Genomic DNA, 16,597 nt, shown 5'->3' with positions numbered 1-16,597 from the left:
TGTTTGACGTGCGCTGGTGGGGAGGGCGTGTGGCTAAGAAATCTACGGCTATCGATGTAACACAGGGTGTTATTTGGCAGCAGTTGCTTTCGCTGTGCGTTCCCATCTTTTTTAGTTCGTTCTTTCAACAGGCCTACACACTTATCGGTACCTATATCGTCGGTCAGTTTGGCGGAAAGCTCGCGTTGGGCGGCATCCAGGCCACGATGGTGCTCACGGAGCTCTGCATCGGTTTTTGCGTCGGTGTTGGCGCCGGCTGTGCTGTTATTACGGGTCAGTATTTTGGCCAGCACGATGATGAGCGACTGAGTCGTTCGGTCCATACGGCCATGACGCTCGCTCTGGTGGGCGGTATCGTCGTCTCGATTCTGGGCATAGTGTTCGTTGAGCCCATGCTGGTTCTTATGAATACGCCGCATGAACTATTAGCCGAGGGTGTGGCCTATGCTCGTTGCTATTTTGCCGCCATGGTTGCGGCGCTGTTGCTCAATATGGGAACGGCACTGCTGCGCGCCGTGGGCGACACGCGTGGCCCTGCCGTGATCATCGCTTCCGGCTGCCTCGTTAATGTGGTGCTGGATGTCATCTTCGTTGCCGTGCTGCATATGGAGGCTCTGGGCTGCGGCATCGCGGTGGCGCTGACCATTTGCTCCAACGCCACGATGATCGTGATTCGCATGATGCACGCACCGGGTGCGTGGCGGCTTTCACTGTCCAAACTCGGCATTGATCCAGGTATTTGCAAGAGCATGATCTCGTGTGGTCTGCCGCTTGGCTTTCAGTCTGCTGCGTATTCGATTTCCAACGTCTTGATTCAGGTGTCGGTCAACTCGTTTGGTGCCGATGTCACCACGGCCTGGGGTCTTTCGGGCCGCTTAGATGGCATTGTCTGGATGGTTACCGAGGCGCTTGGCGTGTCGATCACCACGTTCTCGGCACAGAACTTTGGCGCGCGCAACTACGAGCGCATGCGCAAGGGCTACCATACGTCGCTCGTGCTGTCGTTTATGCTCATTGGTGGCCTGTCTGCCGTGCTGCTGGTGTTCTCGGGTCCTCTGTCGCGTCTGTTTGTCGACGATGCTTCGATCTCGGCGTACACCACGACCATCATCCATTTTATTGCGCCGTTCTATGCGATTTTCTCGATTATCGAAAACGCGTCGGGCTCCATTCGCGGTGCCGGCGTGAGCTTGCAGCCCATGATTCTCACGATTTTCGGCACCGTCGTGCTCAGGGTGATCTGGGTGTTTGCGATCATGCCTTTCGATCCGTCGCTTGAGCTCCTGCTGCTGGTTTACCCCGTAACCTGGCTCATCACGGCCACGATGTTCACCATCTACCACCACAGCGGCAACTGGCTAGGCCGCGCCACTGCCTAATGATCCGTATGAGACGGAGGAAAACGGATCATTGCTCTCCGTGGTGATGTCGATGATTCGTTTTCCTCCGTCCCCTTTGGATCAATTAGTATTCGATGCCTTGGCGGGCTAGGAGGCCTTCGTCGAAGTAGTGTTTGACGGGGCGCATTTCGGTTACGAGGTCGGCAAGGTCGGCGAGGGGCAGCAAGCCGCGGCCAGTGAGCACGAGCTCCGTGGTGGTTGGTTTCATAGCGATCAACGCTTCGACATCTTCGCGCGTCACAAAGCCCCGTCGCATGGCTTCTCCCAGCTCATCCAAGATCAGCACGTCAACTTGGCTAATCTGCTCGCGCGCCAGCTCCATGATCTGTGCGGCACAGGCTTCGGGCGTGTCGCGGTCGGCTTGTACGATGCAAAGCCCCAATCGAGGAGCTGCGTCATGTTCGGCGCAGTGAAGCTTCTTGGCAAACTGAAGCATGAGCACGTTAAGTCCATAGCCCGTGGCGCGCAGCGCGAGCCCCAGCGCAGCCGTCGTCTTGCCCTTGCCGTCGCCCGTATAGATTTGAACCTTGCCGACTTCCAGTGATGCCATCTCTGTCCTTTCGTGCCCGGTGTCGGTTTATCGCCGGCCGGGTGGGGTATTCTAGTTAGCATTATCAACCCCAGTAGATGGAGTTCAAGCAGATGGAGATGGATGACAACAAACGTAGACGGAATATGATCCTCTACGTGCTCATCGCCTTCGTCGTCTACCTCGTGCTCTCGACCGTTCTGTTCCCCAACATCGGTCACACGCAGCAGATTACGAAGACCGATTACTCGACGTTTGTCAAAGCGCTCGACAAGAAGAGCGTCGATAAGGTCGAGTACAACACGGACGATTACTCGATTTATTACACCAAGAAGGGCGAGGACGAGAACATCGCCTACAAGACGACCGGTGTGCCGAATGATGCGGGCTTTACCGATCGCGTGCTTGAATCTGGCGCCTCGCTTGAGTCGGTCGTTCCCGATAAGAACTCGGGTCTGATGACTTACTACCTGCTCACCCTCATTCTTCCCATGGCGATTTTCTTCCTGATCGGCTGGTGGCTCAACCGCCGCATGAAGAAGGCCATGGGTGATGACGGTCCGTCGATGAACTTTGGCGGCGGCGGTTTTGGCGGCGGTGGACTGGGAAAGTCCGGCGCGCGCGTGATTGCCTCCAAGGACGTGGGCGTGACCTTTAAGGATGTTGCTGGCCAGGAAGAGGCCAAGGAGTCCCTCAAGGAGGTCGTCGACTTTCTGGAGAAGCCGCAGCGCTACGAGGAGATTGGCGCCAAGCTGCCGCGCGGTGCCCTCCTTGTCGGCCCTCCGGGTACCGGTAAAACCCTGCTTGCCAAGGCTGTGGCCGGCGAGGCAGGTGTGCCGTTCTTTAGTATTTCGGGCTCTGAGTTTGTTGAGATGTTCGTCGGCCGCGGCGCCGCCAAGGTTCGCGATCTGTTTAAGCAGGCCAAGGAAAAGGCCCCGTGCATCGTCTTTATCGATGAGATCGATACCATTGGCAAGAAGCGCGACGGCGGCGGCTTTAGTGGCAACGACGAGCGCGAGCAGACGCTCAACCAGCTGCTGACCGAGATGGACGGCTTCGATAACCACAAGGGTATCGTCGTCCTCGCTGCAACCAACCGTCCCGACAGCCTTGACCCGGCCCTGTTGCGCCCCGGTCGTTTTGATCGCCGCATCCCCGTTGAGCTGCCCGACCTGACCGGCCGTAAGAACATTCTTGAGCTGCACGCCAAGAGCGTGAAGACGCAGCCGCCGATCGACCTAACCGCGATTGCCCGCGCCACGCCCGGTGCCTCGGGCGCCGACCTGGCCAACATTATCAACGAGGGCGCCCTGCGAGCCGTCCGCGAGGGTCGCAAGCGCGCCACGCAGGACGATTTTGAGGAGTCGGTGGAGGTCGTCATCGCCGGTCAGCAGCGCAAGTCCACGGTGCTGTCCGACCACGAGAAGCAGGTCGTTTCTTACCACGAGATCGGTCATGCCATCGTTGCCGCTCGCCAGAAGGGCTCTGCGCCGGTCACGAAGATCACCATCGTGCCGCGCACGAGCGGTGCTCTGGGCTACACCATGCAGGTCGAGGAGGACGAGCGCTTCCTGACCACGCGCCAGGAGATCCTGGATAAGCTCGCCGTCTATTGCGGTGGCCGTGCAGCCGAGGAGCTCATCTTTGGCGAGATGACGACCGGCGCCGCCAACGATATCGAGCAGGCCACCAAGCTCGCCCGTAACATGGTGACGCGCTTTGGTATGTCCGATGAGTTTGGCATGATGGCGCTCGGTACCGTGCAGAACGCGTACCTTAACCAGGATACGTCGCTCACCTGCGCCCCCGGTACGGCCGAGCGCGTGGACGCGATTGTCGCCAAGCTGATCGAGGATGCGCACGACCGCGCCCTGCAGATCTTGAAGGAGAACAAGTTTAAGCTCCACGAGCTGGCTCGTTATCTGTACAAGAAGGAGACGATCACGGGCGAGGAGTTTATGAATCTCCTCACGCGTGAGAATCCGCTGATGCCAAAGCAGCAGTAATACTAGTTGCGCAGTGCTTTCGCCCCATTTGAGTGTCCATCTCAAATGGGGCGTTTTGCTTGGGAAGAGTTGTATATGAAGATTGTGGTAAGTGCCTGCTTGATGGGCGAGAGCTGCAAGTATAACGGGCTCGATAATTACCATCGCGAGCTGGTCGAGGCTTGCGAGCGCACGGGAACCGAGGTGCTCCTCGTGTGCCCAGAGGTTTTTGGCGGTCTGCCCACACCGCGCAAGCCGTCCGAAATTGTGAACGGCGAAGTCCGTACCTGCGAGGGCGCCTCGGTCGATCGTGAGTTTCGCCTGGGTGCTGAGCGTGCACTCGACATGTGCGAGCAGGCGGGCGGGCCGGAAGAGATCGCCGCGTGCATCTTACAGGACCGTAGCCCCTCGTGCGGTGCAGGTCACGTCTACGATGGCACCTTTAGCGGCACGCTCACCGCGGGCAACGGTGTCTTCGTCGACCTGCTCCTGCGCCACGGGTACCGTGTGATTCCCGCAAGTGAATTTGACCCGAGCATGTTGGAATAGCAAATGAAAGGGGGCGGCCATCGAGTATATGGTCGCCCCCTTTACTGGCAAGCTAAACAATTTCAACAGATGTTCAATGGCGTTTGCCCAGATAAAACCTGCCAAAATAAACCTGTCCCTTTTTGGTAGGTTAGGCGAGGAGCGTGTGGCCGTAGGCGTTGGCTGCCTTGATGGCGGCGGCGAACTTCTCGTCGGTGAAGGGCTCGGGGTTACCCTGCTTCCACTCGTTGGTGGCGTGCGCGTACTCGCACAGGGCAGGGATATCGGCCTCGGAAAGCCCGACCTGCTCAAGCGTCACGGGCAGGCCCATCTGCTTGTTAAAGGCGGCATAGCGCTCAAGGTTCTCGGTGTCGCCCGTGTAGGCGAACAGCACCAGCACGCCCAGGCTTACGACCTCGCCGTGCAGGTAGGTGCCCTCACGTGGAATGCTGCAAGTGGCGTTGTAGAACGCGTGCGCCACGCTCGAGTTGTAGTAGTAATCGTTCTGGTTGGTCAGGTTCGAGACATATCCCGTGTTGACCACGATGTCGAGCGCGATCTGCTTGACGGCCTCGCTCGACAGGTCCTGGCGCACGTCCTCAAGACCCTGGACGCCATAGGTAAACAGCGGCTCGGAGCAGGTGTGGGCGAGTGCCAGGCCAAGACCGGCGGTGTGCTCCAAATTGCCGGCGCTCGTGGCGTACTCGACCTCGGGCTGCTTGGACAGGGCATCGCCTACGCCGGCCCAGAAGTACTCTGCCGGTGCCTCGGCGATGATCTTGGGGTTGATGAAGATGTGCGCCGGTCGGTTGGGGTACGAATAGCCCTCGAGCGAGCCGTCGTCGTTGTAGACAACGGCAATGGCGGTAGCGGCGGAGCAGTTGGAGCAGATCGTCGGCACCGTAAAGACGATCTTCTTGAGCTCGATAGCTGCGGTCTTCACGGTGTCGAGCGCCTTGCCGCCACCACAGGCTATGAGCACGTCTGCCTGCTGGCAGGCGGGGGAGTTTACGACCTTGGCGATATTGGCGCGTGTGCTGTTGGTGCCGTAGACGCGCGTCTCCAGAACCTCGACGCCGGTTCCTGCCAGCGCGGCTTCGATGCCGGGAAGTGCTGCAGCCAGTGCTCGCTTGCCACCGATGATTGCGACCTTGGTCGCTCCGTATTCGGCCAGCGCGCCGGGCAGCTCGTCGAAGCAGTCCTCGCCGACGGTATAGTCACTCATTCCGATCGTGCGCATAGCAACCTTCTTTCGTTCGATAAAGTGCTTTCAGGTATTTTGCTCCTAGAGAAGGTCCACAGCCGCGAGAAATTTCGAACGTATAAAACCAGTGTTGAGGGTTTTTCACCGGCGCGGAACGTGCTAGCATACTCCGCATAAGCGTTGATGGGGACGAGTAGTCGGCCGTTCGCATGCTACAGAGAGCGGGGGGCGCTGAGAACCCGTGCATGCGACCGATGAAAATCACCCCGGAGCTGCGGTCCCAACGGACGTGCCGCGCAGGCACGTCTTAGTAGATATCGCCGAGATGGTCGTCGATACAGGCCAGCCGAGTAACGGATGCGAGCGCGCGGCGACGCGGGCGAGGGCATCTAAGCTGGGTGGTTAAGCGAAGAGCTTTTACGGGCAGACTGCCTGTCTTGTGGCGCTTCGTCCCAGCTTGCAGGGACGGGCGCTTTTTTGGTGCCCAGAGGGCGTGCGCGCCCATGACAAGAAAGGGGTACCGTGGCAAACGAGTACAAGCAGACGATGAATCTGCCCAAGACCGGTTTTCCCATGCGTGCCGGTCTTTCCAAGTCCGAGCCCAAGCGACTCAAGGACTGGCAGGACAACAAGGTCTACGAGCAAGTTCTAAAGAAGAACAAGGGTCACAAGAAGTTCGTGCTGCACGACGGCCCTCCGTATGCCAACGGCCCGATCCACATCGGCCACGCCATGAACAAGATCTCTAAGGACATGATCAACCGTTACTGGATGATGCAGGGCTATGAGGTTCCCTATGTCCCCGGTTGGGACTGCCACGGTCAGCCGATTGAGCACAAGGTCGAGGAGAAGCTCGGCACCGAGAAGTTCAACCAGACCTCCACGGCTAAGATCCGCGAGCTTTGCAATAAGTTCGCTGTCGAGAACATCGAGCTGCAGAAGGCCGGCTTCCGTCGCCTGGGCGTGCTTGGCGACTGGGACAACCCGTATCTGACGCTCTATCACCAGCATGACGCCGCCGACATCGAGGTCTTCAAGGCCATGTTCGACAAGGGCATGATCTATCGCGGTCATAAGCCCGTCCACTGGTGCAAGCACTGCCACACCGCGCTGGCCGAGGCCGAGATCGAGTACTCCGACGAGACGAGCCCGTCCATCTTCGTGCGCTTTGAGATGACCACTAAGCCTGCCGGTCTCGAGAGCTTCGACGGCCCGGTTGACTTCATCATCTGGACGACCACGCCGTGGACCATCCCCTCCGACCAGGCCGTTTCCCTTAAGCCCGGCGCCGCCTATGTTGCCGTTGAGCACGATGGCCGTGCCGAGGTCATGCTCGAGGACCTGGCTCCCAAGTGCTGTGAGGAGTTTGGCTGGGAGTACACCCCGGTCATAGTCGACGGTAAGCCCTATGTGGTTCCCGCTGAGACCTTCCACCACATCCACTACAAGCAGCCGATCTTTGACGGTGTCGAGGGCGTGGCACTGCTGGCCGATTACGTCGGTGTCGATGACGGTACCGGTATCGTCCACAACTCGCCCGGCCATGGCGTCGACGACTACTTCGCCTGTCTCAAGGAGGGCATCACCGATATCTGCATGCCGGTTGATGACGACGGTAAGTTCTACACCGGCGAGGAGTTTGGTACCGGTGGCCCCTTCAGCGGTATGGATACCGACGAGGCCAATCCGCACATCATCGAGTTCCTGCGCGAGCGCGGCACCCTGGTCCTCGAGAAGAAGATCACGCACAGCTATCCGCACTGCTGGCGCTGCAAGCACCCGGTGCTCTTCCGTGCTACCGACCAGTGGTTTGTCTCGATGGACAAGACCGGTTTGCGCGAGCAGGCTGGCAAAGAGATCCGCGAGAACGTCAAGTGGTATCCGGCCCACGCGGCCAACCGCATCGGTGCCATGGTCGAGCAGCGTCCCGACTGGTGCATCAGCCGTCAGCGCAACTGGGGCGTGCCTATCCCCAGCTACACCTGCGCCGACTGCGGCGAGAAGGTCATGAACGACGCCACGCTCGACGCCGTCATCAAGCTCTTCCACGAGAAGGGCTCCGACGCCTGGTTCACCGACGCTCCCGAGAGCTACCTGGGCGAGGCCTGCGTCTGCCCCAAGTGCGGCGGCCATCACCTCAAGGCCGATAAGGACATCCTCGACGTGTGGTGGGACTCCGGCGTGTCCTGGAAGGCCGTCTGCGAGTATCGCCCCGAGCTTGAGTACCCGGCGGATGTGTACCTCGAGGGCTCCGACCAGCACCGCGGCTGGTTCCAGAGCTCGTTGCTCACCTCGGTGGGTGCCAACGGCCACGCCCCGTACAAGGCGGTCGTCTCGCAGGGCTTCACGCTCGATGGCCAGGGCCGCAAGATGTCCAAGTCGCTCGGCAACGTCATCGACCCCAACAAGGTCTGCGACGAGATGGGCGCCGATATCATCCGCCTGTGGGTCGCCTCGGTCGATACCAGCTCCGACGTCTCCATCGACCACGAGATCCTTGCTCGTACGTCCGATGCCTACCGTCGTTTCCGCAACACGCTGCGCTTCCTGCTCTCCGAGCTCGAGGGTCAGTTTGAGCCCGAGACCGACGGCGTCGCCTTTGCCGACCTGCTGCCGCTCGACAAGCTCATGGTTGCCCGTCTGACCCAGGTCCAGGCCGAGGTCGACGACGCCTACGCCAGCTACGAGTTCCCGCGCGCCTACCGTGCGCTCTACGACTTTGTGGTTACCGAGCTTTCCAACGTGTACCTCGACGCCCTGAAGGACCGTCTGTACTGCGACAAGCCCGGCTCGCTCGAGCGCCGCAGCGCCCAAACCGTGCTGGCCGAGCTCTTCTCGATGCTCATGCGCGACCTGCAGCCGATCCTGTCCTACACGGTCGACGAGGCCATGGCCTATGCGCCCGCCGGCTGCGTCGATCACCAGAAGTACGCCGCGCTGCTCGATTGGTACAAGTCGCCCATCACGGTCGACGAGGCCAATGAGTTCGAGGGCGTGCTCGAGGCCTCGCTCGAGCTCCGTAGCGCTGTGACCAAGGCCCTTGAGGATGCCCGCTCCGCCGGCACCTTCACCAAGAGCCAGCAGGTCCGCGTCAAGGCGGTCGTTCCCGCCGAGATGTATGCGCTGCTGACCGGCGACAAGGCCGTCGATCTGGCCGAGTTCTACATCGTCTCCGATGTTGAGCTAACCCAGGGCGAGGAGCTTTCCGTTGCTATTGAGGCCGCCGAGGGCGAGTGCTGCGACCGTTGCTGGAACTATCGCACCACCGTCGGCGAGTACAACGGTCACGCGCATATCTGCAAGCGCTGCGCGAATGCCTTGTAGTTACGCGGTTTTACCAAACCGCGTAACAGGTTGACGCTGCAAACCCGCCAGAGCGGCAATCTGCCTTTCAGCTTCGGCGGCATGACCAGAAGGTCTATGCCGCCTTGCTTCTAGGCACCTTGCTCGCTCTGGCGGGTTTTCGCTATCGGTAGTCTTTTTGGGACGGGGCTTTTTTAACTGCCCTACCTCAAATAAGGACTTAATCTTCGAAAGCGCTGGACTGGGTAGCTAAAAAAGCCCCGTCCCAAAAAGACTACCCGGTGAAGGGACAAGGGGACAGCCCCTTTGTCGCATTGGTGGATATGTCGTGCGTTCTGCGTATGGCAATATAAGATGGTTATTCGCGTTAAATGGAATTCGATTGTTTTGAGGGTAGGGGATTTCTTTGGGTCGTGGTGCGGATATGACGCCGCCTTTGCGTTGGCGGTTAGGTGTTGCTGGTGGGGTGGCCCTCTTTGTGTTGCTTGTTGACCAGCTGACCAAGCTTGCGGTTCGTGCCGTGGGCGATACCCTGCATATGACTGTTATCCCCGGCGTGATCGATTTTGTGTTTGTCCGCAATATCGGAGCTGCCTTTAGCATGGGCGAGGGCCATGGCATAGCGTTTGCCGTGCTGGCGCTTGCGGCCATTGCCGCCATTGCCGTGTACTTGCTCCGTGCTCCTCAGCTCGCTCGACTAGAGGTCGTGGGTATGGCCATGGTTGCGGGCGGCGCCATCGGCAACGCGATCGATCGCCTGGCCATGGGCTTTGTGACTGATTTTATTGCCACTACCTTCATTGATTTCCCCGTCTTTAACGTGGCCGATATCGGCATTACCGCCGGTGTCGTGCTGGCGCTCATCGGATACATGTTCTTGAGTCCCGCCGCTCGCGAGGTCGATGCGACCGCCGAGCTCAACGCCCGTGACGAGGCCCGCGCCAAACGTAAAGCTAAGCAGCGTGGGGAGCGTGCCCGCAAGATTCGCGAAAGGAATGAGCGCTAATGGCCGACATCCATATTCTCGTTGCCGACGATTGCGCCGGTCAACGTCTCGACGCCTATCTGGGCGCCAACGATGGCTGTCCCACGCGCTCTGCCTGCGCGCATCTGATCGAGGGAGGCGCCGTTGCCGTCAACGGCGAGACCTGCCTATCTAAAAAGTATGCCGTACGCTCCGGTGACCGCATCTCGGTCGACCTGCCCGAGCCGCATGACCCGACCGACGTGATCCCCGAGGCCATCCCGCTCGACATTCGCTATGAGGACGACTATCTCATGGTGCTCTCCAAGCAGCGCGGCCTGGTGTGCCATCCTGCGCATGGTCATGAGAGCGGCACCCTTGCGAATGCCTTGGTCTATCACTGCGGCATCGACCATCTGGGTACCGTGCAGGGCGAGGACCGCCCCGGCATCGTGCATCGTCTGGATCGCGATACCTCGGGTCTTATGCTCGCGGCTAAAGACGACGACACCCAGCGCGCGCTCCAAAATCTCATTCGTACGCGCACGCTCGACCGTCGCTACATTACGCTCGTTCATGGGCACATCGCCATGGACGAGGGCACTATCAACACCGGTATTGCCCGCTCGACGCGCGACCGCGTGAAGATGGCGGTTTCCGATGACCCCTTTGCGCGCCAGGCCATCACGACCTTTAAGGTCCTTGAGCGCTTTGATTCCACGCGTTTCGACGACGGCTACACGCTTGTCGAGTGTCACCTGTTTACCGGCCGCACGCATCAGATTCGCGTTCACATGCGCCATATCAACCACGCCTGCGTGGGCGATCCACTCTATGGCAAGTGCGATGCTCGTGCCGATCAGGGTTTGACCAGGCAGTTCCTGCATTCCTGGCGTGTGGCGTTCGGTCATCCCGTGACGGGGGAGCACATCGAGTGCCGTGACGAGCTGCCATGGGATCTTGCGGCGGTTCTGGATGATCTGGCCCCGCGTTCGCTTGGTCGCACTGCCGCTGGCAACGAAATCGTCCCTCAGCTCGGTCTGCTCGAGGCCTAGCCAGTATTAGGTGGTTTCTTGAACTCCGTAAGCCTGCGGTAAGATATACGGTTGTTTACGTCACGCGTTCCTGGGAGCCTGCATGCTCGCCTTTTTACAAACCAACACACCCATCGTGATCTTCAACCAGATTGTCGTCACGCTGCTTACGGTCTGCTTTCTGTACCAGGTGGTCTTCTTTGTCATCGGTGCTCTTCGTGGTGAGGTCGCGCCTCCCAAGGCCAAGAAGCTCCATCGTTATGCCTTCTTTATCGCGGCGCATAACGAGGAGGCCGTGATCGCCAACCTCGTGCGCTCCATTAAGGACCAAGATTATCCGTCCGAGCTTATCGAGGTCTTCGTGGTCGCCGATGCCTGCACCGACAACACGGCGCAGCTCGCGCGCGAGGCGGGCGCCGTCGTCTATGAGCGCAATGACTTGGCCCGTAAAGGCAAGAGCTGGGTCATGGACTATGGCTTCGACCGCATCCTTAACGAGTATCCCGATACGTTTGAAGGCTACTTTATCTTCGATGCCGATAACGTTATCGCCCGCGATTACGTGACCAAGATGAACGATGCTTTTGACCAGGGCTTCCATGTTGTTACGAGCTATCGCAATTCCAAGAACTTTGGCAGCTCGTGGATCTCGGCAGCTAATGCCACGTGGTACCTGCGCGAGGCGCGCTTTCTCAACAATGCGCGCAACATCTGTAAGACGTCTTGCGCCGTTTCGGGTTCGGGCTACCTCATCTCCGCCAGCGTTATCGAGGGTATGCACGGCTGGCAGTTCCACACGCTGACCGAGGATATTCAGTTCACCACGTTCTGTGCCATTCACGGCATTCGCATTGGCTATGCGCCGGCGGAGTTCTTTGACGAACAGCCCGTGACGTTTAAGGCATCCTGGAAACAGCGTATGCGTTGGACCAAGGGGTTCTACCAGGTGTTCTTTACGTACGGTAAGCACCTGGTCAAATCGACCTTCCGCTATCATCGCTTTGCCGCCTACGACATGTTTATGACGATCGCACCGGGCATGCTGCTCTCTCTGATCTCGATGCTCGCTAATGCGACGTTCCTCATCGTGGGCGGCCTTTCGCACGGTTTCTTGGCTACCGAAGTCGAGATGCAGGCGTGTGCCGCTTCGCTCATTATGACCTTCGCTATGATGTATCAGACTTTCTTTATCCTGGCGCTGCTCACGACTATCTTTGAATACAAGCATATTCACTGCGCGCAAAAGTGGCGTCTGGTAACCAACCTGTTTACCTTCCCGATCTTTATGTTCAGCTATATCCCCATTACGGTGGCAGCGCTGTTCTTGAAGGTCGACTGGGTGCCGACGCAGCACGCCGTAAGCGTTACCCTCGACGAGGTCATGCAGGGCGCCAAATAACCACCATCAAAACCGCCACAAAGGGGATAGAACCTTTGCGGTGGTTTTTACGTTTGAGCGCTCAGTTGAGGGGTTTCGATGTTCTATATCCCGTTTTGGATTTGCATCTTTGCCGGCGCGGCGATTGATGTCCGCGAGCGGCGGTTTCCCAATGAGCTTGCCGGCGCGTGTGCGGTGGCGGCGTTTGCAGGCGTCTGGCTCGACAAGGGCGTTAACATGGCGCTTGACCACGCCGGTCTTGCGGTCATCGTCTACCTTGCCCTTGTGCTTACTGAGTCACTCTGGCGTCGCCTTCGCCATGCCCCTGGCGTTGGCATGGGGGATGCCAAGGCGCTCTTTGCCCTTTGCACCTTCGATCCCCTGGGCGGCGTCGTCGCGTTTGCGGTTGCGCTCCTGACCCTTGCCGCCGCCTGTCTCATCGTAAAATCGCGCTCGCTGCCTTTGCTGCCGTTTTTGGTGCCAATATTTGCCATAATCGAGTTCGTGGGTAGTACGCTGTAACCGTTTGCGCGCCCTTTTTAAGGAGCATGCCATGGCAATCAATCAACAGACAGCCGCCATCAAGGCGCGCCTGGATCGCATTCCCGCGGCGTTGTCGCCCGAGCTGGTCGAGCGCATTGCCGCCGACCGCGCCTCGGGTGTCGTTAATCCCTATCGATGCGGTGACGACCAGGCCATCCGCCGTGTCGATCGGGCCGCAGACGAGGGCACGCTTATGCGTCCGGCCTTTATGCGCGATATCGAAAAGATTCTGCATCTGCCAGCATACACACGTTATGCAGGCAAAACGCAGGTCTTCAGTTTTCGCAGCAACGACGATCTGTCGCGCCGCGGCCTGCACGTGCAGCTTGTCTCGCGCATCGCTCGCGATATCGGGCGTGCTCTGGGCCTCAACTGCGATCTGATCGAGGCGATTGGCTTAGGCCACGACTTGGGCCACACGCCCTTTGGCCATGCCGGCGAGCGTTTCCTCAACGACATCTATCATGAGCGCACGGGGCGTTATTTTTTCCATAATGTGCAGTCGGTCCGCGTGCTCGACGCGCTGTACGGCCGCAACGTGTCGCTCCAGACGCTCGATGGCGTACTGTGCCACAACGGCGAGTACGAACAGCGTGTTTTTGAGCTTTCGGACATGGGTTCCTTTGACCAGTTCGACCGAACCGTCGAGGAATGCATTGCCACGGGTTATAGCGCAATTGAGCACCTGCGCCCCATGACGCTCGAGGGCTGCGTGGTTCGCATCTCGGATATCCTTGCCTACGTTGGGCGCGATCGCCAAGACGCCATTGCGGCGGGCCTGCTGTCACCCGACGCCTTTGATGATGACCTGGGCGGTGCATACAACAGCTGGATCCTTACGCATGCCTCTATCGATATCGTCGAGCACAGCTATGGCAAGCCGCGCATCGAGATGAGCGAGGACCTGTTTGAGGAGATCCGCCGGGCCAAGCGCGAGAACTACGAGAAGATCTATAGCAAGGGCGGCATAGAAGGCGACTCCGAAGCGGAGCTGCGCGAGGCCTTCGAAAAGCTCTATGACCGTTGCCTGCGGGATATAAACGAAGGCGACGAGTCCTCGTATATCTTTAAGCACCACATTTCTCGCATTGAGCAGCAGCTTTCCTACTACGATCGCACCTATGCATGGCAGGACGATAAGGACCAGACGGTCGTGGATTACATTGCGAGCATGACGGACGGTTATTTCTGCGAGCTCACGAGCAAGCTGTTCCCGGGATTGATGTTTCCGCACCGTACCTATATTAACGAACGGTAGTTCGTATATATTCGGTATACTGTTCATGGAAAACGTTTTTGATTGATGCACGGGATGGCTATGGACGACCTTTTTTCTGCTTCGACGCGTGAGCGTTCCTTTCAGAATGCGCCGCTTGCGGTGCGCATGCGGCCCAATTCGCTCGACGAGTACGTGGGCCAGCAAAAGGCCGTCGGTAAGGGCTCGTGGTTGCGTGCCGCGATTGAGCATGACGTGCTGTCGAGTGTGATTCTGTATGGGCCGGCCGGTACGGGCAAGACGACGCTGGCCCACATTATCGCCAACCATACCAAGAGCGAGTTTGTCGAGGTCAGCGCCGTGACGGGCACTGTGAAGGACCTGCGCCGCGTGATTGACGAGGCCAAGACGCGCCTGAATACGTACGACCGTCGCACCATTCTTTTCATCGACGAGATTCACCGCTTCTCCAAGTCGCAGCAGGATGCCCTGCTGCATGCGGTTGAGAACCGTACCGTCATTATGATTGGCGCCACGACGGAGAATCCGTACTTCGAGGTCAACTCGGCGTTGCTCTCGCGCGGTCGCGTGGTGGAACTTGAACATTTAAAGGACGAGGATATCGCCACGCTTATCGAGCGTGCGCTCGAGGCGCCGCAGGGTTTGAACGGCGAGTTCTCGGCCGATGAGGATACGGTTAAGACCATCTGCACGCTGGCTGCGGGTGACGCCCGCTCGGCACTCACGACGCTCGAGCTTGCGAGCGAGATTGCCGTCACGCGTCCCGATACGGAAGGGACGCCAGCGCCGGCGGCGGGGGAGCGTTATCCCATTACCGTGGATGACGTAAAGATTGCCAATCCGCGCCGTGGTTTTTCGTATGACAAAAACGGCGACATGCACTACGACATCATCAGCGCGTTTATTAAGTCTATGCGCGGCAGCGACCCCGATGCCACAATCTATTGGCTCGCGCGCATGATCGATGCGGGGGAGGATCCTAAGTTTATCGCTCGCCGTATTATGATTCAGGCTTCCGAGGATGTTGGCAACGCCGACCCGCAGGCGCTATTGGTGGCGCATGCCGCGTTTAAGTCTGCCGAGGTCATCGGTTATCCCGAGTGCCGCATTAATCTGGCTCAGGCTGCACTCTATGTGTGCTTGGCGCCAAAATCCAACGCGTGTGAGGCCTCGATTGATGCGGCGTTGGCCGATATTCATTCAAGTGGGCTGCGCGAGGTGCCGAGCTATCTACGCGATCGTCATCGCCCGGGCAGTGACGAATACGGTGTGTATAAGTATCCGCATGATTATCCCGAAGGCTGGGTCGATCAACGCTATTTGCCCGAGGGGCTGGAGCGCGGTGCGTTTTGGCAGCCTGCCGGCCGCGGCTGGGAAGAGTGGCGTGTAGAGCAAAGCGAGCGCGACCGTAGCGGGAATGCACCGAAGTAGCTGCTGGTAATTTTGTCTCACGTTGCTGCTCTTGGCATGTTCGGTCCCCTTTGGGGTACCATGAACAGCGTCTGTATTTCGATTCCTTCGGGAGGCTTGTATGAGTCCCATCCAAATCGCCCTGCTGCTGCTCGCCGTTGCCGGCGTGTGGGCTGTCATCGAGCTCGCGCTCACGCTGCGAAAGACCCGCACTGTCGTTGATTCGCTCGACAAGACGGTGAGCGACCTTAACAACACCATCGCCGAGGCTCAGCCCGTGGTAGCAAAGCTCGATGGCGCCGTCGATGAGCTCACCCCCGCGCTGGCGCAGGTTGAGCCGCTCCTCAAGTCGAGCAAGACCGCCGTCGACGCCCTTACCTCCAATCTCGTAGAGGTCGAAGCCGTGGTTCGTGACATTTCCGAGGTTACGGGCAGCATGGCCGAGGCCAGCAATGCCGTGTCGAGTGTGACCGACTCTGCGGCCGGTGCCGTTCAGAAACTCTTTAACAAGGTGAAGGCTCCCGCGGTCGGCGCCGAGCATAATCTTTCCGCTGCCGCCGAAGCCGAGCAGCCGACCGAGCGTGTCCTGATTGGCGAAGCCGGGGACGATGCCGCTGCTGGTGACGATGATGCACAGAAGCCTGCTGCTAAAGCGGCCCGGTATTACACCTACACGCCCGCCGAGACCTCCGAGGAGTCCTGCGATGAGTAGTGAAGCAACTTGCTCTATCACGCTGACTGTTGCCGGGGATCCGCGTCTGGCACGCCTGGTACGCATGACGGCGGCTAATGTCGGCGCGCTGTGTTCCATGTCCGTCGATCGCATCGAGGACATTCGTATGGCTGCCGAGGAGGCCTTCATCTTTGGCTGCACGGCCGTTGATTCTGACGTTATCTCGATCAAATTCGATGTCGACGAGTCTCACGTGGGCATGACCTTCACCTTTGGCGACCAGGCGACTGTCGATGAGGATGACCAGGCCGCCGTATATGCCGAGCTCATTCTGGCAAGCGTGTGCGATTCCTACGAAAAGACTGCGGCGCCCCTGACGCTTTCCCTCGATCTCAAGGCGGATATCTAA

14 protein-coding genes are annotated in these 16,597 nt (G+C 59.1%); 12 read left to right on the top strand and 2 right to left on the bottom strand.

The genetic code is table 11. The features are described 5' to 3' along the window. Window positions 1-29 precede the first annotated feature (29 nt). Entirely contained in the window at window positions 30-1,379 is a 1,350-nt protein-coding gene (locus ACQRAQ_RS02685) for an MATE family efflux transporter (RefSeq protein WP_370450570.1), read from the top strand. 85 nt (window positions 1,380-1,464) lie between these two features. Here the strand turns inward: ACQRAQ_RS02685 and ACQRAQ_RS02680 are convergent, their stop codons facing one another. Continuing rightward, entirely contained in the window at window positions 1,465-1,950 is a 486-nt protein-coding gene (locus ACQRAQ_RS02680) for a cob(I)yrinic acid a,c-diamide adenosyltransferase (RefSeq protein ID WP_154515476.1), read from the bottom strand. Between the two features lie 92 nt (window positions 1,951-2,042). On the opposite strand from ACQRAQ_RS02680, the gene ftsH reads away from it, so the two are divergent. Together ftsH and ACQRAQ_RS02670 are read left to right on the top strand one after the other, a co-directional pair. Continuing rightward, complete coding sequence (ftsH, locus tag ACQRAQ_RS02675; RefSeq protein WP_195838531.1) at window positions 2,043-3,935, top strand: ATP-dependent zinc metalloprotease FtsH; 1,893 nt, start codon at window positions 2,043-2,045, stop codon at window positions 3,933-3,935. Between the two features lie 75 nt (window positions 3,936-4,010). Continuing rightward, window positions 4,011-4,463, top strand: a complete 453-nt coding sequence (locus ACQRAQ_RS02670; RefSeq protein ID WP_427793786.1) for a DUF523 domain-containing protein — start codon at window positions 4,011-4,013, stop codon at window positions 4,461-4,463. 130 nt (window positions 4,464-4,593) lie between these two features. On the opposite strand, the gene ACQRAQ_RS02665 is transcribed toward ACQRAQ_RS02670, so the two are convergent. Further along, window positions 4,594-5,682 carry an iron-containing alcohol dehydrogenase family protein gene (locus ACQRAQ_RS02665; protein ID WP_427793784.1) on the bottom strand — a complete coding sequence of 363 codons (1,089 nt, stop codon included), beginning with the start codon at window positions 5,680-5,682 and terminating at the stop codon, window positions 4,594-4,596. Window positions 5,683-6,192: 510 nt separating this feature from the next. On the opposite strand from ACQRAQ_RS02665, the gene ileS reads away from it, so the two are divergent. The 9 genes from ileS (at window position 6,193) to ACQRAQ_RS02620 (ending at window position 16,597) form a co-directional block, all read left to right on the top strand. Continuing rightward, window positions 6,193-8,970 carry an isoleucine--tRNA ligase gene (ileS, locus tag ACQRAQ_RS02660; protein ID WP_427793840.1) on the top strand — a complete coding sequence of 926 codons (2,778 nt, stop codon included), beginning with the start codon at window positions 6,193-6,195 and terminating at the stop codon, window positions 8,968-8,970. A gap of 445 nt (window positions 8,971-9,415) precedes the next feature. Continuing rightward, window positions 9,416-9,955: a signal peptidase II gene (gene lspA, locus ACQRAQ_RS02655; protein WP_427747344.1), complete on the top strand. Its 540-nt coding sequence runs from the start codon at window positions 9,416-9,418 to the stop codon at window positions 9,953-9,955. After that, complete coding sequence (locus ACQRAQ_RS02650) at window positions 9,955-10,968, top strand: RluA family pseudouridine synthase (RefSeq protein WP_427793782.1); 1,014 nt, start codon at window positions 9,955-9,957, stop codon at window positions 10,966-10,968. The genes lspA and ACQRAQ_RS02650 overlap by 1 nt, the downstream gene beginning before the upstream one ends. Before the next feature lie 82 nt (window positions 10,969-11,050). Continuing rightward, on the top strand, window positions 11,051-12,346 hold the full coding sequence (locus ACQRAQ_RS02645) for a glycosyltransferase family 2 protein (RefSeq protein ID WP_427793780.1): 1,296 nt from the start codon (window positions 11,051-11,053) through the stop codon (window positions 12,344-12,346). 78 nt (window positions 12,347-12,424) lie between these two features. After that, on the top strand, window positions 12,425-12,847 hold the full coding sequence (locus tag ACQRAQ_RS02640; protein WP_427728148.1) for a prepilin peptidase: 423 nt from the start codon (window positions 12,425-12,427) through the stop codon (window positions 12,845-12,847). 31 nt (window positions 12,848-12,878) lie between these two features. Further along, window positions 12,879-14,126 carry a deoxyguanosinetriphosphate triphosphohydrolase family protein gene (locus ACQRAQ_RS02635; RefSeq protein ID WP_427728150.1) on the top strand — a complete coding sequence of 416 codons (1,248 nt, stop codon included), beginning with the start codon at window positions 12,879-12,881 and terminating at the stop codon, window positions 14,124-14,126. 60 nt (window positions 14,127-14,186) lie between these two features. Then, on the top strand, window positions 14,187-15,536 hold the full coding sequence (locus ACQRAQ_RS02630; protein ID WP_427728153.1) for a replication-associated recombination protein A: 1,350 nt from the start codon (window positions 14,187-14,189) through the stop codon (window positions 15,534-15,536). A gap of 100 nt (window positions 15,537-15,636) precedes the next feature. Beyond that, the gene (locus ACQRAQ_RS02625; RefSeq protein ID WP_427728155.1) at window positions 15,637-16,227 is read left to right on the top strand and encodes a hypothetical protein; all 591 of its coding nucleotides are present in this window, start codon (window positions 15,637-15,639) and stop codon (window positions 16,225-16,227) included. Further along, window positions 16,220-16,597 carry an ATP-binding protein gene (locus tag ACQRAQ_RS02620; RefSeq protein WP_154515503.1) on the top strand — a complete coding sequence of 126 codons (378 nt, stop codon included), beginning with the start codon at window positions 16,220-16,222 and terminating at the stop codon, window positions 16,595-16,597. The genes ACQRAQ_RS02625 and ACQRAQ_RS02620 overlap by 8 nt, the downstream gene beginning before the upstream one ends.

The organism is Collinsella sp. SGI.178 (assembly GCF_050313495.1).
GTDB lineage: Bacteria > Actinomycetota > Coriobacteriia > Coriobacteriales > Coriobacteriaceae > Collinsella.
This window is presented reverse-complemented; position numbering and strand designations above follow the sequence as displayed.